Source organism: Dorea sp. 210702-DFI.3.125, from assembly GCF_020560945.1.
In the GTDB taxonomy this organism is placed as follows: domain Bacteria; phylum Bacillota; class Clostridia; order Lachnospirales; family Lachnospiraceae; genus Dorea; species Dorea formicigenerans.
Genome location: NZ_JAJCNF010000003.1, coordinates 17,518 through 40,567 on the forward strand (window position 1 = coordinate 17,518; position 23,050 = coordinate 40,567).

General features: G+C 39.5%; 23 protein-coding genes. 19 read left to right on the top strand and 4 right to left on the bottom strand.

Features of this window, described 5'->3' with window-relative positions; genetic code table 11:
- Positions 1-17 precede the first annotated feature (17 nt).
- The 11 genes from LI164_RS02175 to LI164_RS02225 all read left to right on the top strand — a co-directional run bounded on the left by LI164_RS02175 (position 18) and on the right by LI164_RS02225 (position 13,634).
- Entirely contained in the window at positions 18-854 is an 837-nt protein-coding gene (locus tag LI164_RS02175; RefSeq protein WP_117494374.1) for a YitT family protein, read from the top strand.
- Between the two features lie 12 nt (positions 855-866).
- Positions 867-1,538, top strand: a complete 672-nt coding sequence (gene sdaAB, locus LI164_RS02180) for an L-serine ammonia-lyase, iron-sulfur-dependent subunit beta (RefSeq protein WP_117494375.1) — start codon at positions 867-869, stop codon at positions 1,536-1,538.
- A gap of 2 nt (positions 1,539-1,540) precedes the next feature.
- Positions 1,541-2,410 carry an L-serine ammonia-lyase, iron-sulfur-dependent, subunit alpha gene (sdaAA, locus tag LI164_RS02185; RefSeq protein WP_118364776.1) on the top strand — a complete coding sequence of 290 codons (870 nt, stop codon included), beginning with the start codon at positions 1,541-1,543 and terminating at the stop codon, positions 2,408-2,410.
- Positions 2,411-2,518: 108 nt separating this feature from the next.
- Positions 2,519-3,376, top strand: a complete 858-nt coding sequence (locus tag LI164_RS02190) for a YitT family protein (RefSeq protein ID WP_117494377.1) — start codon at positions 2,519-2,521, stop codon at positions 3,374-3,376.
- 35 nt (positions 3,377-3,411) lie between these two features.
- Positions 3,412-3,606: a hypothetical protein gene (locus LI164_RS02195; RefSeq protein ID WP_173822878.1), complete on the top strand. Its 195-nt coding sequence runs from the start codon at positions 3,412-3,414 to the stop codon at positions 3,604-3,606.
- A 263-nt stretch (positions 3,607-3,869) separates the two neighbouring features.
- On the top strand, positions 3,870-6,413 hold the full coding sequence (locus tag LI164_RS02200; protein ID WP_215683709.1) for a cation-translocating P-type ATPase: 2,544 nt from the start codon (positions 3,870-3,872) through the stop codon (positions 6,411-6,413).
- Between the two features lie 37 nt (positions 6,414-6,450).
- A complete protein-coding gene (locus LI164_RS02205; protein WP_215683708.1) occupies positions 6,451-7,611 on the top strand; it encodes an AI-2E family transporter in 1,161 nt (386 codons plus the stop codon).
- A 732-nt stretch (positions 7,612-8,343) separates the two neighbouring features.
- A complete protein-coding gene (locus LI164_RS02210; protein ID WP_215683707.1) occupies positions 8,344-10,329 on the top strand; it encodes a hypothetical protein in 1,986 nt (661 codons plus the stop codon).
- A gap of 11 nt (positions 10,330-10,340) precedes the next feature.
- Entirely contained in the window at positions 10,341-10,859 is a 519-nt protein-coding gene (locus LI164_RS02215) for a hypothetical protein (RefSeq protein WP_215683706.1), read from the top strand.
- A gap of 96 nt (positions 10,860-10,955) precedes the next feature.
- Complete coding sequence (locus tag LI164_RS02220; protein WP_119209781.1) at positions 10,956-11,363, top strand: holin family protein; 408 nt, start codon at positions 10,956-10,958, stop codon at positions 11,361-11,363.
- Positions 11,364-11,450: 87 nt separating this feature from the next.
- Positions 11,451-13,634: a glycoside hydrolase domain-containing protein gene (locus LI164_RS02225; protein ID WP_119209780.1), complete on the top strand. Its 2,184-nt coding sequence runs from the start codon at positions 11,451-11,453 to the stop codon at positions 13,632-13,634.
- 51 nt (positions 13,635-13,685) lie between these two features.
- On the opposite strand, the gene LI164_RS02230 is transcribed toward LI164_RS02225, so the two are convergent.
- Entirely contained in the window at positions 13,686-14,195 is a 510-nt protein-coding gene (locus LI164_RS02230) for a hypothetical protein (protein ID WP_173793709.1), read from the bottom strand.
- Between the two features lie 278 nt (positions 14,196-14,473).
- Here LI164_RS02230 and LI164_RS16480 point away from each other — a divergent pair, with 278 nt between their 5' ends.
- From LI164_RS16480 to LI164_RS16485, 7 genes are all read left to right on the top strand, one after another.
- On the top strand, positions 14,474-14,725 hold the full coding sequence (locus tag LI164_RS16480) for a helix-turn-helix transcriptional regulator (RefSeq protein WP_173793739.1): 252 nt from the start codon (positions 14,474-14,476) through the stop codon (positions 14,723-14,725).
- Positions 14,718-15,443, top strand: coding sequence for a LytTR family DNA-binding domain-containing protein (locus tag LI164_RS02240; RefSeq protein WP_173793710.1), 726 nt, complete (start codon positions 14,718-14,720; stop codon positions 15,441-15,443). Before LI164_RS16480 ends, LI164_RS02240 begins: the two co-directional genes overlap by 8 nt.
- A gap of 125 nt (positions 15,444-15,568) precedes the next feature.
- The gene (locus LI164_RS02245) at positions 15,569-16,105 is read left to right on the top strand and encodes a hypothetical protein (protein ID WP_119209776.1); all 537 of its coding nucleotides are present in this window, start codon (positions 15,569-15,571) and stop codon (positions 16,103-16,105) included.
- Positions 16,106-16,191: 86 nt separating this feature from the next.
- Positions 16,192-16,899, top strand: a complete 708-nt coding sequence (locus tag LI164_RS02250; protein ID WP_173786584.1) for a LytTR family DNA-binding domain-containing protein — start codon at positions 16,192-16,194, stop codon at positions 16,897-16,899.
- Positions 16,900-18,207, top strand: a complete 1,308-nt coding sequence (locus tag LI164_RS02255) for a GHKL domain-containing protein (protein ID WP_227086685.1) — start codon at positions 16,900-16,902, stop codon at positions 18,205-18,207.
- Positions 18,208-18,278: 71 nt separating this feature from the next.
- Positions 18,279-18,899 (top strand): accessory gene regulator ArgB-like protein, encoded by a 621-nt coding sequence (locus LI164_RS02260; RefSeq protein WP_173786583.1) that lies wholly within the window; start codon positions 18,279-18,281, stop codon positions 18,897-18,899.
- Positions 18,832-18,984, top strand: coding sequence for a cyclic lactone autoinducer peptide (locus LI164_RS16485; protein ID WP_081472126.1), 153 nt, complete (start codon positions 18,832-18,834; stop codon positions 18,982-18,984). Before LI164_RS02260 ends, LI164_RS16485 begins: the two co-directional genes overlap by 68 nt.
- Before the next feature lie 67 nt (positions 18,985-19,051).
- Here LI164_RS16485 and LI164_RS02270 read toward each other — a convergent pair whose 3' ends face one another.
- Positions 19,052-19,561 (bottom strand): hypothetical protein, encoded by a 510-nt coding sequence (locus LI164_RS02270; RefSeq protein WP_005338202.1) that lies wholly within the window; start codon positions 19,559-19,561, stop codon positions 19,052-19,054.
- A gap of 364 nt (positions 19,562-19,925) precedes the next feature.
- Between LI164_RS02270 and LI164_RS02275 the strand changes: the two genes are divergently transcribed.
- On the top strand, positions 19,926-20,864 hold the full coding sequence (locus LI164_RS02275; RefSeq protein WP_227086686.1) for a hypothetical protein: 939 nt from the start codon (positions 19,926-19,928) through the stop codon (positions 20,862-20,864).
- A gap of 25 nt (positions 20,865-20,889) precedes the next feature.
- Here LI164_RS02275 and LI164_RS02280 read toward each other — a convergent pair whose 3' ends face one another.
- Complete coding sequence (locus tag LI164_RS02280) at positions 20,890-21,510, bottom strand: nucleoside recognition domain-containing protein (protein WP_173790491.1); 621 nt, start codon at positions 21,508-21,510, stop codon at positions 20,890-20,892.
- A gap of 62 nt (positions 21,511-21,572) precedes the next feature.
- Positions 21,573-22,979, bottom strand: a complete 1,407-nt coding sequence (locus LI164_RS02285; RefSeq protein WP_227086687.1) for an MATE family efflux transporter — start codon at positions 22,977-22,979, stop codon at positions 21,573-21,575.
- Between the last annotated feature and the right edge of the window lie 71 nt (positions 22,980-23,050).

The window sequence follows — 23,050 nt, forward strand, 5'->3', positions numbered from 1 at the left end:
AAAGGGTATAAAATGAGATGGAAGCAGTGAAAAGATATGGAATATTGACAGTTGGTTCTGTCGTATTGGGAATTTCGGACTACATATTCAAATTTCAGAATCACTTTAGTTTTGGCGGGGTCAGCGGTATCGCCGTGATTATGAGCGGTCTGCTTGGAGGCTCTGCGAGCACGTATACATTTGTCATTAATATGCTTTTACTTGTAGTTGCATTTGTATTGCTGGGAAAAGAAGTGGCAATGCGGTCTGCCTATGTGAGCGTCTTGTACAGTGTAACACTGGAAGTCATACAGTATGTGTGGCCGATGTCAAAGCCACTTACAAATCAGCCGGTGTTGGAACTTGTATTTTGCTTTATGATCATTGCAGTATGTTCCGCAATTTTCTTCAACATGAATGCATCCAGCGGTGGATCGGATATTATTGCTTTGATATTAAAAAAGTATACCAATATTTCAATCGGAACAGCACTGCTGGTCGTAGATTTCATAGTTGTCATTGTGGCATTTTTCGTGTATGGTGTAACTGTAGGTTTATTTTCACTGGCCGGATTCCTTGCAAAGTCATTTTTTATTGACACGGTCATTGAGTCATTGAATCTATGTAAATATTTTACAATCATTTCCAAAAATGCAGAGCCAATCTGCAATTACATTAATGCAGAGTTGAATCACGGTGCGACGATTTACGATGCAAGAGGCGCTTATACGAAAGATAACAAACAGGTAGTTATGACAGTTGTAAAACGCGAACAGGCGAGAAATCTCCGGAACTATGTTCACAAAGTAGATCCGGACGCATTTATGATGATCACCAACAGCAGCGAGATTATTGGTAAAGGATTTATAGAATAGGAGGAGCTTGCGATGAGCAGCATATTTGATATATTGGGACCGGTCATGGTCGGTCCGTCCAGTTCCCATACAGCAGGAGCGGTGCGAATTGGATATACAGCCAGACAACTTTTTGGGGAGCCGGTGAAAAAGGCAATTGTATATCTTCATGGTTCATTTGCAGCAACCGGAGAAGGACATGGGACGGATAAGGCGATCATCGCAGGTCTTCTAGGGATGAAGCCGGATGATCTCCGAATTCCAGATAGTTTTACAGTCGCAAAAGAAAGTGGCATGGAATTTGTCATTGATAAGAAAGAAATCAGAGGGGCACACCCGAATACAGCACGAATCATTATGGAAAATGATGCGGATAAAAAAATGGTCATGCAGGCATACTCCATTGGAGGAGGAAGAATCCGTGTCAGTGTTCTGGATGGGATCGAGGTAGATTTTAGTGGTGAGAGTAATACACTGATCGTTCGAAATATGGACAGGCCGGGATGTATTACGGAAGTCAGTGCGGCACTTAGTCACGAGAAGATAAATGTTGCAACGATGCAGGTATTCCGCCATAAAAGAGGTGGAAGTGCAGTCATGGTCGTAGAGACAGATCAGTTCATTCCGGAAAATGTAGTGAATGAACTGAAAAAGAAAGAGGATATTCTGGAAGTAATATCTCTGAATCTGGAGGAGGGACGATAATTATGGCATATCAGGCAGTGGATGAGATTATGGCAAGATGTGAGAAGGATGGCGTGGAGTTCTGGAAAGCTGTCCAGCTTGAAGATTGTGAAGAAAATGGAATCAGTGAAGAAGAGTCCTGGAAGCAGATGACTTTAATGTGGACAAGAATGAAAGAAAGTGTGGAGGCATATGATCCGGAAGCAGTATCCAGAAGTGGGCTTGTAGGAAGTGAAGGTAAGCAGATGGATGTATATCGGGAGAATGAAAAGCCATTATGCGGAAATTTTGTGTCAAAGGTTATCGCAAATGCATTAAAAATGGGATGTAATAACGCATGTATGAAGCGAATTGTTGCAGCTCCGACTGCCGGAGCGTGTGGTGTTATGCCTGCAGTTCTTGTCACTTATTTCAGAGAGTATGGTGTAGAGGAAGATCGTATGATCGAGGCTATGTATGTGGCAGCAGGAATCGGACAGGTGATTGCGAACCGCGCATCTCTTGCAGGAGCATCCGGCGGATGTCAGGCAGAGATTGGCTCAGCCTCCGGAATGACAGCAGCAGCAATCTGTTCTGTACGTGGCGGAAGTAAAGAGCAAATGGGACATGCCTGTGCCATGGCACTTAAGAATCTGATGGGACTTGTCTGTGATCCGGTAGCTGGGCTGGTAGAAGTTCCGTGTGTGAAAAGAAATGTAGGCGGTGCGGTCAACGCTTTGGCGGCAGCAGACATGGCACTAGCAGGAATCATCAGCCAGATTCCGGTAGATCAGGTCATTGATGCCATGGGCGAAGTCGGAATGAAGATGGACGTGTCACTCAGAGAGACAAGTATGGGTGGTGTCGCAACAAGTCCGAAGGGTCTTGAAATTGCAGAGAGACTTGGAATGTAAATATTACGAAAAGGAATGCCGGATGGCATTCCTTTTTTGGGGAGAGTATGTTATAACAAAGATAAACAATCAAGTGTCTTGAGTTAAGGTAAAAAGGGAGAAAATATTATGTTAGATGAGCATATGGGACCGATTAAAAAATACAGTATACTGACTGTGGGGGCAGTCGTACTTGCACTGGCGAACTATGTATTTAAGTTTCCGAACCATTTCAGTTTCGGAGGTGTAGCCGGTTTTGCAGTTATTTTAAGTGGAATGTTTGGAGGTTCCGCCAGTACGTACACATTTGTAATCAATATGTTACTGTTATTGATCGCATTTCCAATATTGGGAAAGGAAGTTGCAATGCGGTCTTTCTATGTCAGTATCGTATTCAGTGGTGTGCTGGAAGTTGCGCAGTATGTGTATCCGATAGACAAGCCAATCACGAACCAGCCGGTGCTGGAGCTTGTATTTTCTTTTATGCTGCTGGCAGTGTGTTCCGCGATATTCTTCTTCATGGATGCGTCCAGCGGAGGAACCGATATTATTGCTTTGATATTAAAAAAGTATACGAATGTGTCAATTGGAATGGCATTATTGCTGGTAGACTTCGCAGTTGTTGTGATTTCTTTCTTTGTATATAATCCGACCGTTGGACTGTTTTCATTTGCCGGATTCCTTGCGAAATCATTTTTCATTGATTCCGTAATTGAGAGTCTGAACCTGTGTAAATATTTTACAATCGTGTCAGATAATGCTGATACAATCTGCGATTATATTCATAAAGAGCTGAATCACAGTGCGACAATTATGTCTGCAGAAGGCTCTTATTCACACGAGCCGAAGAAAGTCATCATGACTGTTGTGAACAGAGATCAGGCATTAAAACTGCGGAAATTCGTAAGAAGCGTAGAACCACACGCATTTATGATGATCACAAACAGTAGTGAGATCATTGGAAAAGGATTCCGGAATACGATGTAGGAAAAACGACAAAGGGTGAGATTGGTTTTGTAGCAGTGAAAGACAGAAAGAAAGAGTATTACCAGGTCGCCTATTTGCTGGCAACAGAAGATGTCATAGAAAGAGAATTTGGAGCATATAAAGATATTCAGGATAATTATCCGAAGTATGTACTTTCCATGGACAGATTTGATTTTTCAAGAGATGGAATTATACATCAGAATATGATAGATTTTTTGTTGGAAAGGTAAAAACCCCGTTGACAGATTCGAAAGAATCGACTATATTAACATTAATAAAAGGGAGTAACTGGCGCCTGTCAGTCTTGTAAAGTAGAAAATCAGGCGTTTGCGATGTCGTCAGTACGATGAGTGATCATCCGTATCGTAATGAAATGGTGAGACTTTTATTGCATATTTTTGGTGTGCAATAAAGGTCTCTATTTTTGTACACCTGATCAGCTCTAAAGCAGTATAGGGCGTTTGACCACAGCGATTAAAAGGAGGTACAAATTATGTTGACAAATGAGCAGGCGAAGGAAAATCTAAAGAAATACGGGCCGAATGAACTGGAAGAGGGAAAGAAAAAAAGTGTCTTTCAAATATTTTTAGAACAGTTCAAGGATTTTCTGGTAATTATTCTGATCATCTCCGCGGTGATTTCAGGATTTCTTGGAGATGTGGAGAGTGCGATTGTAATCTTTGTAGTTATTACGATGAATGCAATTCTTGGAACGGTGCAGACGGTGAAGGCGGAGCAGTCATTGAATAGTTTGAAGCAGTTGTCGGCACCGGACGCGAAAGTTGTGCGTGACGGGCAGCTCATGCAGGTACCGGCGAGAGAAGTGACCGTCGGTGATGAAGTGATTGTGGAGGCGGGAGATTTAATTCCGGCAGATGGAAAGTTACTTACAGTTGCAAGTCTTAAAGTGGACGAAAGTGCACTGACAGGTGAGAGTCTCCCAGTGGAGAAGTCTTTAGAAGAAGTACCGGAAGGTGCAGCACTTGGAGATCAGACGAACCGGGTATTTTCCGGAAGCTTCGTGACTTATGGACGAGCATCATTTGAAGTAACGGAAGTCGGAATGAGTACGGAGGTCGGTAAGATTGCCGGGCTTCTGAAAAATGCATCAGAGAAGCAGACACCGCTTCAGAAGAATCTGGATGATTTTGGTAAGAAGTTGTCTATTACGATTCTTGTATTTTGCGGAATTTTATTTGCAATCAGCGTGATCCGCGGAGAATCGATTGTAAATGCATTTTTATTTGCGGTAGCGCTGGCGGTGGCAGCTATCCCGGAGGCGCTTAGTTCTATCGTGACCATCGTGCTTTCCTTTGGCACACAAAAGATGGCGAAGGAGCATGCGATTATCCGTAAGCTTCAGGCGGTCGAAGGACTTGGCAGTGTGTCAATCATCTGTTCTGATAAGACAGGAACTTTGACGCAGAATAAAATGACTGTGGAAAATTATTATGTAAATAGTGAGAGTGTCTGTTCCGAAGAGATTGATCTGAAGGATTCGGCACAGCGAGAGTTACTGATGTTCAGTATGCTTTGCAATGATTCTACAAATCATGATGGTCAGGAAATCGGGGATCCGACGGAGACGGCTCTTATTAATCTTGGCAGTCTTCTGGGAGTAGATTATGCACAAGTGCGTGAGGAGTACCCAAGGCTTTCCGAGGTGCCGTTTGACAGTGACAGAAAACTCATGTCCACGGAGCATTTTATAGACGGACGGTACGTTATGGTCGTAAAAGGTGCGGTCGACGTGCTTCTTGAGCGTATGAGCCACATTCAGGATGGAGATACTCTAAGAAAGATTACAGAAGAAGACCGCGTCAGAATTGAAGTGCAGAATAAATATTTTTCAGAAAACGGACTGCGAGTTCTTGCATTTGCATTTAAGACGATGGAACAGGAGCAGGGGCTTACATTAAATGATGAAAATGACCTGACATTCCTGGGACTGATTTCCATGATGGATCCGCCGAGAGTGGAGTCTAAAGATGCAGTTGCGGAATGTATCAAGGCTGGAATCAAACCAATCATGATTACAGGAGACCATAAAGTAACAGCAGCGGCTATTGCCAAACGGATCGGAATTCTGGAAAATATGTCGGAAGCCTGTGAAGGTGCGGTCATCGAAGATATGACGGACGAAGAACTCCAGGAGTTCGTATCGAACATTTCTGTGTATGCAAGAGTTTCACCGGAACACAAGATCCGTATCGTGCGGGCATGGCAGGAGCGTGGAAATATTGTGGCAATGACGGGAGACGGAGTGAATGATGCCCCGGCACTGAAGCAGGCGGATATCGGAGTTGCCATGGGAATCACGGGAAGTGAAGTGGCGAAAGATGCGGCAGCTATGGTGCTGACGGATGATAACTTTGCAACAATCGTCAAGGCAGTGGAAAATGGACGAAACATTTATCAGAATATTAAAAATGCGATTCAGTTCCTGCTTTCTGGAAATTTTGCAGCGATTCTTACAGTTTTGTACGCATCACTTGCAAGTCTGCCGGTTCCATTTGCACCGGTACATCTGCTGTTCATCAACCTTCTGACAGACAGCTTGCCGGCGATCGCGCTTGGACTGGAGCCGCACAATCCGGAAGTGATGAAAGAAAAACCACGTGCCATGGGAGAATCCATTTTGACAAAACCATTTCTTACAAGCATCGGAGTGGAAGGTCTGTGTATCGGAATCATGACCATGACAGCATTTATGATCGGATATCGCAATGGAAATGCAGTGCTGGCAAGTACGATGGCATTTGGAACACTTTGCAGCAGCCGTCTGGTTCACGGATTTAACTGTAAAGCAAACAAACCGATCATTTTTACGAAACGATTCTGGAATAACATTTATCTGATCGGAGCATTTGTACTTGGCTGGCTTTTGATTACAGGAGTACTGATGATCCCGGCACTTCAGGGAATGTTCAAAGTGCAGACACTGACGGTGGCACAGTTGATGACTGTATATGGACTGGCTCTTTTGAATCTGCCGGTTATTCAGCTGCTGAAATGGATCAGAACGCGAAAGAAATAGAGGATTTGACAGGATATTGAATAAAGGAAGGAATTAAATGGAACTGAATAAGGAAAATATGCGGAAAATTCGGGAGCTGATTTTGTTCACAGCACTGCTGATCGTGGTGCTGTGGAAATATGAAGAGGTGTTGGAAGTACTGGGATATGTGGGGCATCTGATCTTTCCATTTCTGCTTGGAGGAGCCATTGCGTTTGTACTGAATGTACCGATGAACTTTATCGAGCGGCACTTGTTTACGGAAAAAGTAAGAAAAAATAAAGTGGCAGATAAGCTTGCGAGACCGGTGAGTCTGTTGAGTGTACTTTGTATCGTAGTTGGCGTGTTGACGGTAGTGATCTTTGGTGTTGTACCTCAGCTTGTAAATACACTTGGAAATCTGGGGCAGAGTATTACCCAGTTCATCCCACATGCACAGGCGTGGGGGAAAGAGGTCTTTCATGGAAACAAGGAGGTTGTCGAACTGATCAACAGTGTACAGTTTGACTGGGACAAGATTGTGGAGGCACTGATTGATTTCCTGAAAAATGGTGCAGGAAATATGCTGAATTCGACACTTACCGCTGCAAAAAGCATTATCAGCGGAGTTTCAACATTTGTCATAGCTTTTGTATTTGCGATTTATATTTTGCTGCAGAAGAAAAAGCTTGGGATACAGGCGAAAAAGGTGCTGTTTGCATTCGTACGAAGAGGTCGTGCGGAGGCTGTGGTGGAAGTCTCTTCCCTGACTTACAGCACATTTTCAAGCTTCCTGACCGGACAGTGCCTGGAGGCTGTGATTCTTGGAAGCATGTTCGTATTGGCCATGACGATCTTCCGGCTGCCGTATGCACTGCTGGTGGGAATCTTTATCGCATTTACCGCACTGATACCGATCTTTGGAGCATTCTTAGGCTGTGCGGTGGGAGCATTTTTAATCTTTATGGTCGATCCCATGAAGGCGCTTATGTTCATCGTGTTGTTTCTTGTGCTCCAGCAGATAGAAGGGAACCTGATTTATCCGCATGTAGTAGGTAATTCTGTAGGGCTGCCGTCCATCTGGGTGCTGGCAGCAGTCAGCATCGGAGGCAGCCTTATGGGAGTAGTCGGAATGCTGATATTTATACCGATCGTGTCGGTGGCATATGCACTGTTCCGGGAAATTGTGTATCTGAAGCTGAAGAAACAGGGAGTAGATCCGGCAGAGCTGGAGGGTTAATAAAGACAATTAAGTCAGAGTAATAAAGTGCTTATGTGCAGAATAATGTAAAAAATAAATAAAAGTTCATGCAGTTTAGTGTGAAAAATAAGGCAAAAATCACACTATTTTACATGAATGCAATATTAGTTGAATAAATCAATTTGGATACAATTCTGACTATATTAATTTTAGAAAAACATCTCGACATAATATATCAATTGTGGTACAATCCTTTCAAGTATTATATTTCCAAGATGCCGGAACAGAGTGTTTTACGTTTATCCGATGCTTATGAAAGTAAGTCGGAAGAACAGAGCAGAGGTGTTAAGGGTGAGCATATTTGAGTATGATGAAGAAGAACATATGAGGCAGGAACGAAAGGCTTTGAAGAGGGCGAAAAATGTGGTGAAGTGCGAATAGCAAAATTGATTATAGAATTAAATCGACAAGGTAGAATGGAAGATATTGTAAAAATGGCTGCAGATTCCGAATGTAGGAAGAAGTTATTAGAAGAATTTCACTTTGATTAAAATTTTATAGAATAAGACATTAAGATACCGCTGGAGTTGCTTATAGTAATTGCCAGCGGTATTTTCATACAATCAGGAAAATGTGCGAGATAATACCGGATTGTTACCAGTTATGCCAATGGATTCCATATGTATAGAAAAAATGTTATGATAAATGGGGATTTTGAATTTATCAGGATGAACCGGTGAAGCTGTTGATTAGGGGAAAAGAGAGGTGCCTATGGAACGGACAAAAAGAAAAAATGTGTTTCGAGCAGAACTTATTATTTTTCTGGCTGTAATTGCAGTCAGTCTGCTAGTTTTGTGGATCCGCTGGGAGAATTCCCATGCCACTTATAAGAATTATGATATTGTCGTGAAGAAGAATGTGTATTGTGAGAAGACGCAGACAGGGCGAGTGGATCTGCAGATCAGGCGAAAAGGCGGAAAGAAGGCTAAGCTGCTGCAGACACAGCAGGAGCTTAAGCAGAGCCAGTCTTTTCAGATTGTAGAAGATTCTTATAAACTGGGGATTGTCGATGATGCGTCTGCCTATGATGGAAATATTTATGAGCAGAAAAATGCCGGCGGGATTCAGTATCTTACGCTTTATTATGTAAACCATGAAGCTTCCGGCAGGCAAGGAAAAATGCATCTGGTGATGAATGACGCAAAAACGGGTAAGGAGCTTATCAACATTAAGACTTCACCGAAAGTCAAAAAGGACGCGCGCAGATATGAGTACCGGGGAAAAGATCTGTATGTGAGTGAGGAAGGAATTCTGTTAGATGCGGGAACTGACGAAGAATTTTACAATTCGCAGGCAATGACCGCCGGGCTTATGACGGTATGCTGGAAAAATGGGAAAGAGAAACAGATTCAGTTTGATCCAAATGCAGACGTATCAGAGTATGAAGCTGCGGATATTATCGTCCCGAAAGTAACTTCCACAGGGGAAGAAAAATCAGAAGAAAACCGTTGTTATTATGCCTTGGAACTTAGTGACTGGGAGAATATCCGAGAGATAAAGCTTGGGGAAAATGTATTTGCGAAGGCAGAGAACCTGGAAAAAGCGACAGATGATTTGAACAAAAAGAAGAAAAAATCGAAGGAAGAAAAAGCAAAAGAAGAAGCCGAAAAGAAGGCAGAAAATCAGAAAAAGAAGGAATTTTATACAACAGATATGTCTTTATTGAACCAGCCGGAAGATTTTCACATTTCTGATTATTATATTACGAATAAGGTGATTGCAGGCAACCGATATTATATTGATGAAAATCATGTGCTGTGGGGACAGGGCATGAACTACTATGCCCAGCTTGGAATCAATCACCCGGAAGATGTGGGCAACTGGTATCACGAGGAGTACATGGAACCTCAGAAAATAGCCGAGCATGTTGTTCATGTAGATGCATCAGCCAATGGATATTTTATGATGTATCTTACGGAAAATGGAGAACTGTACGGCGCAGGTGCGAATCTGCAGGGAATTCTTGGAAAAGAACCAGGCGAAAACGATGCCATGAATCCACAGCAAAATGTGGTGAACCAGCCGAAGCTTCTGATGAGTGATGTGTCTTATATGCGGGCTGGTGCGACCTGTGCGGTTGCGCTCAAAAAGAATGGGGAAGCGTACTGGTGGGGTGAGTTTATGTCCGGCGAAGCAAGTAGCATTTACGGGGAAGGAACGCTGATGTACACCGAACCACACAAGATGCTGGATCAGGCAATTTACGTCACGACCACCAACAGACGTTCAGCAGCGATAACGGTGAATGGTGACCTGTACACCTGGGGCGATAACACCTATGGCCAGTGTGGATATACCGGTGAGAAAACATTTCTGACAGAGCCGGAAAAGGTCATGGAAAATGTACGAATGGTCTGGTGTGATGAGATTGAGCAGAATGCAATTTGGACAGATCTGGCCAATGTAAACCCGAATGATTACGGTACGACCTGTTATGATGATACATTTATCCTGACAAAGGACGGAAAAATGTACGCGGCCGGAACTAACATTGGAACTGATTCCAAGCGGAATACTCCATACGGAGAAGGGGAAGACGATGAGCGGTCGGACGAAAATAAATGTACGACATATTCCGCAAAATTCCTGCCGATAGAAGTAAAAGAATATGTGCCGGAAAGCAATCCGACAGAAGAGTATACCGGAGAAAAGAAGATTCAGATTGAAGGAACCGCGGCAGAAGGACTGGCGGAGTAGGGGAAGCTGCTATGAGAAAGAAAATATGTATAGGTCTTTTGGCAGTTCTATTGGGAACAGGATTGGGAGCTATGCTTGTCAATCACATATGGAAAGAACCAAAACAGGAAGTAGATCTGGGAGCGACACAGATGATTGTAAAAGATTTGACTGTGCAGACTCTGGGGCAGGTTTCTTGCAGTGACTCTGTAAAGGAAAACCTGAGAGAATCAGGAAAAGATATCAAGATTCCGGTTTTGACGGTAGATATAAAAAATCCTACAAAAGACTGGCAGTCATTTACCATTTACAAAGTGAATCTGGAAGTTGGAAAATGGTCTTCTGCAGTGAGCTGGGATTTATTTCCGGAAATGAATGACAACTCAGAGTTAGTCTGGCCGATACCGGCAGGCGAAACGAAAACAATTGTTATACCATATGTGGCATATAGACAACTCATGTCTGAAAGTGACTGGGAAAAATTAGATCAGGATAATATGAAGCTAAGATTTAGCGTAGTGCAAGGCAGTATTATGGTGAATGTAAAGTAAAATATAAGTAGAAAAGCAATTAACGGTAATAGGTTAGTTGCTTTTTTCTGTTAAAATTTCTTTTTATATGATGAAATATAGAAAAGAGGTGCCAATGTGGAAAAGTTTTTTTGTTATGTATTAGGTGTACTAGGAAGTTTTATTAGTTGTGTACATGGTAAATGTGATATACCATTGCGGACATTAATATTGTTTATGGTTATTGATTATATATCAGGAATTTTGATTGCTGTATTTTTTAAGAAATCACCTAAGAGTGAGAGAGGAACTCTAAAAAGTGAGGTGGGATGGAAAGGAATATGTAAAAAAGGAATGATGCTTATTTATGTATTTGTTGGTGTGCATCTTGATATCTTGATGAATAATGATTATATAGGAAATACTATTTGTATAGGATTTATTGTAAATGAATTGATTAGTATTATTGAAAATGCAGGAATTATGGGAATTCCAATGCCAACTGTTTTGAAGAATATAATTGATATTTTGAATGAGAACGGATAAATATTGTGATAAGTTTACAAATCATTATGAAATATCTTCTTTATAAATAAGTGATCACTAGAAAAGAAATAAAGGAGATGTTTTAAGATGAGTGAAGCAAAAGGAGATCCAAGAGTAACTGAGGTTCAGGAGTGGTTGAATGAGACATATGGAGCACAATCCTGGTTTACAAAACTGACAGTTGACGGAATGACCGGAGCAGGAACATGCAAAGCTTTGTGCAAAGCCTTGCAGTATGAAATTGGCGTGAAAAATGTTGATGGAGTTATTGGAGCAGGAACATTGGCAGTATGCCCGACAATTGGAGCTACAGTAACAAATACAAATCTGATTAAGATTATTCAGTGCGGTTTCTACTGTAAGGGATACGAGTGTGGGGGAATTACCGGACATTATGGTGCGGCAGTAGAAATAGCGGCTCAGAGATTCAAAATGGACGCAGGATTTGATGCTGGAAATGGAGAACTCCAGCCTATATTTATCCGTGCATTGTTAAATACGGATGCATTTGTTCTTGTAAAGAATGGAAAAGATTATGTGCGAGAAGCACAGCAGTATTTAAATAATACATATATTGTTAAATTAAGCAACTGGGCACTAATTCCGTGTAATGGAATTCCGGACCGAAATATGATGAAAGCAATTATTGCCGGATTGCAGTATGAAGAGGCTAATCATTCTACATCAGGAGTAGATGGAATTTACGGAAAGAATACTTTATCAAAAGCGCCAACGCTATCTTCGGGTACAGCAAAAACTGCTTATGTGAAAATTGTACAAATGTGTCTGATGTGTATGATGGAGACAAATGCAGGTATGGATGGAGCATTTGGAAGTGCGTTGAAAAAACAGATTGAAGAATTTCAGAAATTTTATTGTCTTTCAGGGGTAACATCAGGAACAGTAGACAGGATTACATGGGCTTCCTTACTGTCAAGTAAAGGAGAAACTTCAAGGGTGGCAAAAGCGTGTGATACATCTACCGTATTAAATTATGCAAAAGCTAAGTCACTGTATGATGCAGGATACCGATATGTTGGAAGATATTTATCAGGAACAGTAGGCGGCAAAAGATCGAAAGCGATGACAGCAGAAGAAATTGCAGATATATTCAAGGCAGGATTAAGAATTTTTGCAATTTTCCAGGAAGGAACACCAAGTATGTCACGATATACTTTGGAAAGTGGAGTGAGTGAAGCCCAAAAAGCGTTATCAGCAGCACGTCAGCTCGGGATTCCAGAAAATGCAATCATTTATTTTGCGATTGATTATGATGTAATGGAGTCAGGAATCAATGCTGTGAAACAATATTTTGCTGGTATACGAAGAGTATTTGAAAAAGCAGGATATTATTATCATGCTGGCATTTATGGAGCTAGAAATGTGTGCTCAAAAGTTTGTAACAGCGGACTAGCTGAAAGTAGTTATGTTAGTGATATGTCTACCGGTTTCAGTGGAAATCTGGGATATAAAATACCAGAAAACTGGGCATTTGATCAGTTTCATGAGTATCAGTTCCCGTCAACAGATGGAACTTTCGGATTGGATAAAGTTGGTTACTCTGGACGATATAATGGTTTTGCATCAGTGACAAAAGCAAATGAGATGATGCCAGATGTTAGTGATGATTATCGAAGACAAAAGGCTGTCAAATTATTTAAAGCATTAGGACTGCCGTTGGGAAATGAGTTCAAAATGGAAGAAAAATATAAATTTTATCAGCCATTTTTGGAAGTTACATACTCGGTATATAGAACAGCAGAAATGTTACCAGATAAAGATATTAAGTTATCAATGACTGTAGAAAATGGAAAAATACCAACAGATATGGCTAATAAAGTGGATACAGTTTTTGGTGAGTTAGAAACCAAGTATACAGCAGATCTGGGATTGACAAGTACCATGGCGATTCATATGCTTTCGTTAGAAATAGAGAATGGAACTATTGGTATTGATTATAAATTAAGCACTGCAGGGGAATTAGTATTAGTTCTGAAATGTGAGTCGGTTTTAAGAGAAGATGTTTTAGTTCGTTATACAATGGGATATGAAATTGAGTTTAAGTATCTTCCAAAAGATAATTCTGTACCACAGGAAGAATATGCATATGATGAATTTTTTGATTGGATAAAAGAAAATAAAGAAGTAGTCATGGGGGCTGCGTTTGTGCTGATAATAGCTATAACAGTAGCGATAATGGTACCAACTGGAGGTACGTCTGCAGTCACAATCCCATCAGTTCTAACTGCAGTGGAGGCAGCATTTATATAATGATAAAAGAGGATAGGAATTCACAGGTCAGAACAATGTCTGACCTGTGGATTAAAACAGTGATTTACTTTTAAAAAATGTAATGAAATCAGATTCGTTTCCGGCTATAAAAGAATTTTTTATAATGGGTATGATATAATTTTTATTTAATTTTATATTAAAACAATAAAGAGAAGTAGTTGTTGTGATAGAGGTAATAGATGTATATGCATAGGTAGAGGATACAGCAATTTGGTTATTGTGGTATATTTGAACTTGAAACGAATCATTATAAAAAGAAATTTTTTCAAAATCATTTTTATTTTTAAATGAATTGTGAATTCTTAAATATGGGTCTATAAATACATAAATGAAATAGAAACAAGCCGCTGGCAGAGGAATAAGCCATGTGTAATCTTGAAAACCAAATATTCCCCAAAGAGCAAGAAAGAAGATAACAATAATAATGACCATTGGCATAGTAATAAGCAAAATACGACTGGGATGTTTCCGAAAAATCGGCACCAGTTCGTATAGTGAATGATTATCGTGAGTCCATTGAGATATAAAAAGCGGTTCCATATTTGTGTACCTCCAGAGTCATTTTTTTAAGTATACCATGCTTAGGGACTTTAAAGAAACAGTTTTGGTACATATAGTACAATTATTTAGCTAAATAGTAGAATTAAACTATATAGCTAATAAAATATAAAAACTATCTCTATTAATACATTTTAGATTACTCAACTTATCTATAGAATTGAGTGTAGAAATGTATTGGAGGAGAAAACATGGATTACAAGGAACTCGGAAACCGCGTACGGGAAGCGAGAACAATATATGGTATTACATAGAGTAATCTGGCAGAGAGAGTAGGCTGCTCTGTTCAACACATTTCACATATAGAAACAGGTCATACAAAAGCAAGTTTACCATTGTTAGTAAAAATCGCGAATACATTGCATGTCTCTGTAGATTATTTGTTACAGGATAGTTTAGAAGAAAATTCATCAGAATTATCGATTTCGATAGAAGTACGTTCAGAGAAGGAAAAAGCACTTATATACAGTATCGTAGATGGATTAAGAAAAGGGTTAGATAATTTTGAATAAGCAGAATAAGAACATATGTATTCATGTTTGTGATGACAATCCAGTTGTTATTGAAAAGGCAATAAAAATAACGAAAGACCTTTTGAATGACGAAAGATTGGCAGCGGAAATAGTTGCATACGAAGACGGGAATCAGTTCACGGAAAGATATAAAGAACGAAAAGATGAATTATTAATTTTGGATATAGATATGCCGGGAAAAAGTGGGTTGGATATTTTGAAAGAATTTGAAATACATTGTAAAAATAATCGTGTTATTTTACTTACTGCATATGATAATCTGGCATTACAGTCTTTAATGTATGGTCCATTTCAAATTGTTCGAAAGGATTTAATGGAAATCGATTTGGAAAAAGCAATTCGAAGATTTCTGAGAATAAGAAATGACCAGAATGCACAATTGAAAATAAAAGAAGATGGAATACAAAGAGTTGTAGACATAAAGGATATCTTTTATATAGAAAAACGGCGAAATTATTCATACATTTATTTGAAAGATCATCGTTGTGTAAAGGTTCGAAAGAATTTACGAGATTATGAATTTGAGCTGGCTGGCAAAGGGCTTGTCAGAGTTCATGCAGGATATATGGTAGCAATGAAATATTGTGCCAAAATTGAAAAAGGACAGATTGTTATGGAAGATGGAACAGAAATTCCGATTAGCAGAGACAGAAAGAATATGGTAAAAGAGCAGTTTATGATAAGCAGAAGAAAATAAAGCCTTCTGCTTTTTTAATGCGTATTTCGACATATATCGACATATGCCAATATATAGTCAGAATATACCAGCGTGTTGCGTTTGTTGAAAATAATTTCTTATTCCTTACAAAGGGGGATAAGAAAATGGAACAGACCGTAAACCAGGCAATCATGGAGTGCAAGGCTGGAAAAAACCGAGAAGGGAATCTAAATTGGATAATTCAGAAATTTCAACCAGTTATATGTAAATATGCAGGGAAATTGTATTCTTTGGAATATGAAGATGCAGTTCAAGAACTTAATGAAGCTTTGATAATGGCAGTAGTTAGTATAGATGTGTGTAATGCAGAGGGACAAAGTATTGCTTATCTTGTAAAAGGTATCAAATTAAAATTTTATGAATTGCGGAGAAAGAGTATCGTTGAATATGAGTATCGGATGCATTCAGAACAGATTGATGTAAATACAAATATAACGTGTACAGATGATTATTCTGAAATAGAGTGGAAGCTGGAATTAAAAAAATTGAAAGATAAAAGCAGTCCTATGGAGTGCCATATTATCGATGGAATGGTATGGGAAATAAGTGATGTAGAACTGGCAGATTTATTACATGTATCCAGACAGTATATTAATCGAAAAAGAAGGCAGTTGATGAAGAGACTAAAAGATCAAATATAAAAGCATTTGATAGAATGATTCCAAAGAAAAACTTGATATGGTACAATCGTAGATGGAAAATAAAATTAGGGAGGTGATTTTAAGGTATGTTACATATATCAATTTGCGATGATGAGATAGTTGCTGTGGAAAAGATGAGGAAAATCGTGGGGAAAGTACTGGAACAAGAGCAATTATTGGCAAATGTAGGGACTTTTGAAAATGGGGAAGAATTTTTAAATCAATATATAATCAGAGACGACGAATTGGTGATATTGGATTTGGATATGCCGATAAAAAGTGGAATAGATGTCATACAGGAGCTTGAAAAGATTCAGAGGAATGAAGTGGTGATTCTGGTTACGGCATATGACAATCTTGCAATACAATCGTTTTCTTATGGACCATTTCAAATCATTAGAAAAGAGCGGCTGGAAGAGGATTTGCCGAAAGCGGTAAGTAGATTTTTGAAAATGCGTCAAAGAAAACAGGAAGTGTTGGAATTTCAGGTAAAAGGAGAAATTATACATACAAAAGTGTCTGATATTGTATATTTTGAAAAATGTCAACATCATGTTTATGTGCATTTGCGGGATCAAACCGTTCTTTGTATACGGAAAAATATGCAGGATTTTGAAAAAGAACTGGCAGGGAAAGGATTTGTGAGGACACATGCAGCATATATCGTTGCGCTCAAGTACTGCAAAAAGTTTGAAAAAAATGACATTATTCTTGTTGGTGACGTAAGAATTCCGGTGAGCAGAGACCGCAAACAAATGACAAAAGAACAATTTATGATAGGTAGGAGAAGATAAGTGGAGATAATAAATTTTTTAATTGGACAACTGGTAGGATTAGTAGAACCGTTTTTGGCGATTGATTTTATAATAAAATGCCTCGGCTGGAAAGAGGGGGTGAGGCATCGAAAGCAGTTATATATAGGTGTTTGCCTGATATGGTTTATAGTTGCACAGGGAAATGGAAGATTTGCAGGAAGTTATAATATTATTGCAGCGTTTGATATGTGTCTAGCATATTTGTTTAGTTATCTGTATTTAAAAAAAACGGCAGGCATGAAGCTTATGATATGTATCTTAGAGCAGATAATAAGCACCATTTGTACATTAAGTGTTATGCAATTGACAGCTTATATTATCAACACGTCAGTTTTTGATTTTCTTGAAAATGAAGGAATGATTTTTCAAACAGGGGCAATTGTATCTAAAATCGTAGTATGGCTGGTATATAAAGGCGTATATACTTATTTGGATTATATGACAATACATTTTCCTAAAGAGCAGATTGTTCTTACAAATGTAATGATTGGTTTTACGACAGTAAGTGAAGGGTGCATCTTTCTGGCAGTTTCGCAGAAAGGTGTCAGTCATTACATAGTTGTTTTGCTTATGATTGTTTTTTTGGGGATTATTGCTTTGTGTGGTTATGTTATCTATATGATGATAACGATTAGTAAGAAAAATGAAAAAATGCAATTGTATCAATTGATAGAGTTAAAAAGTCAGGAGCAGGAGCGACAACTGGAAGAGTGGAAACATTCCGAAGAGAGTATGCGAAAGTTTCGCCACGATTATAAGAATCATTGCATGAATATGGAGCATTTACTTGAGAAAGGTGAGTATGAAAGTTTGGACGAGTATTTAAAACAGTTTGTGTCAGAAGAACTTGGAGAGGTTAGATCAATATACTCAGATAGTCCGATTATAAATGCAGTATTTCATAATAAGATGTCTATATGTAAAGAAAAAGGGATTGATATTTCATGCAATATTACAGGAAGTGTGAAATGCCTTGATGATATGGGTGTTGGGAGTATTTTATTTAATTTGCTGGACAATGCAATTGAGGCGTGTGAGAAAAATAAAAAAGAAAAGAGAATCGTTTGCCAGATTGCCAGAGAAGCGGACGAGGTAAATATATTTTTAGAAAATAGTATTGATCAGTCGGTACTGGCAGAAAACCCGTCATTTGAAACTACCAAGGACAAGAAAGACCAGCATGGCATGGGACATCTGATTGTAGAAGAACAAGTGAAGAGACTTGGCGGTATGGTAGAATATTATGAGGACGAAATGTTCTGTGCCCATATATATTTGCCGATGTAAATGATGATGATTGATATGTAAATTATCCCTAAAAGTAGATATGGACAGGTATTGATGGCATTATAAATGCCATGATAGAAAAAAAAGCAGAATATATATCTGAAAAATTAGTAGAAAAAAATTTAGTGAAGAATAAGGACAAGGATGTTTATCAGTATGGAATAGAGGTTTTAATATCAACGGCAATTAATATAATGCTTTTATTGGTAATAGGAATTATTACGAAAACAGTTTTGTTGAGTATATGTCATTTTTTAATATTAGCGACAATTCGGACTTTGACAGGAGGATATCATGCATCAACATATTTGAGATGTGAAATATTGGGGTGTGTGACGTATATTACAATCGTGTTATGCTTAGAAAAAGTCACTCAAATTTTTTGTGTTTCAAATTGGTTAATTGTGTGTAGTTTAATGGGGATAATTACATTAATTAATTTTGCGATTACCAATAAAAGAACTGTTATTGATAAAGAACTAAAAAGATTGAAAAAAAAAGTAATACTGAGAGAACTGACATGGATAATGCTTGTCTTATTGCTTGAAGATAAGAGGATAAAAGGAGGAATTCTCTTATCTTTTTTTGCAGTATTTTTATTCACGATAATTGACAAGATAAAGAATGAGAGAAAAGATAAAAAAAGTAATATTGAAAAGAACAATTACACTGGTAGAACGAGTAGCTTTTAAATCCAGTAAAGATCCATCAAGATGGGGATTTTATGAAACGCCCATACCAGAGAAATTGAAAAATAGAACAAAACATAATTCTTAGAAACAGGGCGTTGAAAATAACGCCCTGCCTCTTAAATAGCATTTATTTTTTGTATTGAGCAATGCTATTAAAGATTGCCGATGATATTGCAGTCTCTAAAACTTGGGTAACGATCCATGCCAGTATCCATGAACATTGGTCCATTGCTAGGATCTTCTTCCCCCCAACGCTCTACGTACATCAAGTTTGGATGAGACTTACCGGAAGTGTTGCTGGAAGTAGCAACAAAATAGCCTTTCGGTACAGTTCCAAGGTATTTCCCGGTTTTGTCATAGTATTTTGCAGCACGTCTTGTCTGGAACACAGCTTCAACAGTGCCATCACCGTCTACGTCAACATTGTACAGTCCACATTCTGTTAGAGGTGTAAATGCTCCGGTACCAGTAGCTCCATCAATCCAACCATACATACCGTTGCAATAAATCCCCTGATAATCGGCTCCAGCGCCGTTTCCAGCCCAGGAATCTGTCCATGCAAAAATAGCATTTACTGGGAGTGTTCCGATAACATCAGATCCTCCGTTTGTTCGTGTGATTTTAAAGGCACGACCGCTTTTGTTTACAAATAAAGTTCCCATAATAAAATCTCCTTTTTAATTCATAAATGTAATAATCGATTATTCAATTATTAAAAAGAAATTATATGTGGGAATGTAAACTGAATTACAAAAAAATTAAAATGTTAAGTTGTAAATTCAGATACAATTCTGACTATATTAATTTTAGAAAAATATCTCGACATAATATATCAATTATGGTACAATCCTTTCAAGCATTATATTTCTAAGATCTTGAAGGTTTGTACCATTTCTATTTTCAATACATTTTCTAGGAATTTTCAATGCTTGAATTATCACAATGAACAAGCAGAAGGGATTCTTAGAAAGCTTAGAAACAGTCAGGAGGAGAGTCCTTTCGAACACAGAAGAAGGAGGATACTGAATGACAAAAAGTATGAAAGCAGTAAGGGACAGAAAAACAGATAACAGAAGAATCTCACAAAATATGGAGAAAGCCTTTAAGAAAATGGCGCAAGTATTTGGATATCCGAATCGCGAGTACAAAGACAGGGTGTTCCGAATGTTGCTGAAGGATCCCAAAGTTGCACTGGAAGTTTACAACGCTATGAATGGAACTTCGTACGATAATCCAGACGAACTGATTATAACAACGTTGGAAAATGCAGTTTATCTGGGTATGAAGAATGATGTGTCATTTATATTGGGAACACAGTTGGTTCTATACGAACATCAATCAACGCCAAATCCGAACATGCCGTTACGGAATCTGGCATATGTGGCCTGCGTTTATATGGCGTATGTATTTGGGGATAATCTGTATGGACGGAAGTTAATTAAGATTCCCGAACCGAGATTTGTGGTATTCTATAATGGAAGGGACAAGATGCCGGAACAAAGTGTTTTACGTTTATCCGATGCTTATGAAAGTAAATCTGAAGAATTAGATTTAGAGTTGAAGATTCGGTTTGTAAATATAAATCCTGGATATAATGAGGAAATGATAGAAAAAAGTCCGACATTATATCAATATGTGAAATTTGTAGATACAGTCCGCAAATATCAGCAGGAAATGCCATTTCCGGAAGCAGTGGAAAAGGCAATTGATGAATGTATAAAAAAGGGTATTCTTGCGGAGTTTTTAAGGAAGAACAGAGCAGAGGTGTTAAGAGTGAGCATATTTGAATATGATGAAGAAGAACATATGAGGCAGGAACGAGAAGAAAGCAGGCAGGAAGGTATAGAACAAGTGAATGATTTGTATGATAAATTGCATGACTTAAATCGAGAAGAAGATATTTGGAAAGCTATAAAAGATGTTGAATACAGAAAGAAATTGCTGGAAGAATTTCATCTTGATTAAAAATTTTACAAGACCAGATGCTGTGTTAATGTCCAGCATCTGGTTTTTCTTTACATTTGCAATATATCACGGCCACTAATGTGCTTACAGCGGTCGCCAGTATGCCGGGGCCGACGATGGCAGCAGGATTGATACTGCCGTACTGGCTGCGGTAGGCAATGACATTTACAGGAATGAGCTGCAGGGATGATATATTAATGATAAGAAATGTGCACATTTCATTGCTGGCGGTTCCGGGAGCGCGCACTTTTCCCGGGAGGTGGTATTTGCGGCGGTCGTCTTCCAGATTTTTCAGTTCTTCCATTGCGTTCAGTCCGGCAGGTGTCGCAGCCCAGCCAAGTCCCAGAATGTTAGCAATGATATTCGTGGTGATGTGGGTGGCAGCAGGGTGATTGTCCGGAAGATTTGGGAACAGGAAATGAATCAGTGGCTTCAACTTTCGAGAAAGCTGTTCGATGATGCCGGCTTTTGTTGCAATTTCCATAAGCCCTACCCAGAAGGACATGATACCGATCATAGTAATGCATAGCGTGATTGCTTCCTTGGAAGAATCCAGTGCGGCATTGGTGATGTCGGGCATGCGTCCGGTAAATGCGGCGTAGATAATCCCAAGCATCATCATACCGGCCCAGAGATAATTGAGCATAAGAAAACCTCATAGTTTTCGCTTTATAAAAACTATGAGGTTTGTGTAATAAGTATGTCATATTATTTTAGAGAATCATCCAGTTTTCTCCATACGGTAAAGATCATCGTGACAAAGCAGGCGGTTCCGCCGATGAAGTTGGAAACCGGCTCGGCAAGAAAGACTCCATTTGTTCCAAGTCCGCCTACAGTCGGAAGCCACAGTGTCAGTGGAATGACGATGATTGCCTTTCGCAGCAGGGAGAAGAATACGGCTTGTTTTGCTTTTCCCAGTGCAGTAAATGTGGACTGTCCGGCAAACTGCAGCGACATCATAAAGATTCCAAAGAAATATAAATGCATCGCAGGTACGCCTTCGGCTAACAATTCCGGTTCGCTGTTGAACATGTGAATGAAGAAGCGTGGGAAGGCGAGCAGTAATGCCCACATAAAACAGGAAAATAAGATACAGACAATCGTTGTAAATTTGATTGCTGATTTTACACGCGCATGTCTTCTGGCACCATAGTTAAAGCTCATGACAGGCTGCGCACCATTTGTAAGACCGGTGACCGGCATGGTAATGATTTCCCGGACGGAGTTAATAACGGTCATGATTCCAACGTACAGGTCACCACCGTATCTGGAAAGAGTTGCGTTACAGACAATCTGTACCGATCCATTTGTAATCGCCATAATAAATCCGGCAAGTCCAAGAGCACAGATTTCCTTTACTAATCGGAAGTCCAGTTTCATATAAGCAAGTGAGAGTGTAAGGATTGCTTTCTTTCCGGTTAGAAAATGTAATACCCAGATTGCAGAGATTCCTTGCGAAATGATGGTCGCAAGAGCGGCTCCACGGACTCCCATGTGGAGAACGAAGATAAAAAGCGGGTCAAGGATCAGGTTCAGGACAGCACCGATGGAGACGGTGAGCATTCCGGTCATTCCAAATCCCTGGGCGTTGATAAAGTTGTTCATGCCAAGACTGATCATGACAAAAAGCGTGCCGATAAGGTAGAGACTGATGTATGCATTTGCATAAGGATAAGTAATATCACTGGCGCCGAACAGGTAAAGCAATGGGCGCTTGGACAGGTAGCACAAAATCATGAGAATACCGCCGGAAATCAGGAGCATGGAAAAGGAGTTGCCGAGAATTTTCCGGGCGCGCGCAGGTTCACCGGCACCTCTTGCCATAGAAAAAAGCGGTGCGCCGCCCATACCGAACAGATTGGCAAAAGCGGTGATGATTGTAATGACCGGCAGAGTCAGACCGATTCCGGTCAGCGCCTGGGTGGACACGTCTGGGAGATGACCGATGTAAATGCGGTCAATAATGTTGTAAAGGACATTAATGAGCTGCGCAAGCGTCATAGGAATTGCAAGACGCAGAATATTTCCAGAGATGCTGCCCTCACCAAAGTCATGAGTGTCCGTAGATTTTGCTTTTGGTAAAGCATTTGTATTATTTTTATGTAAAAGATTCAATTTCGGAAACTTCCTTTCTGATGCCGGTATGGATTTTATCCCACCGGCATAATATACAACAGATAGTATAG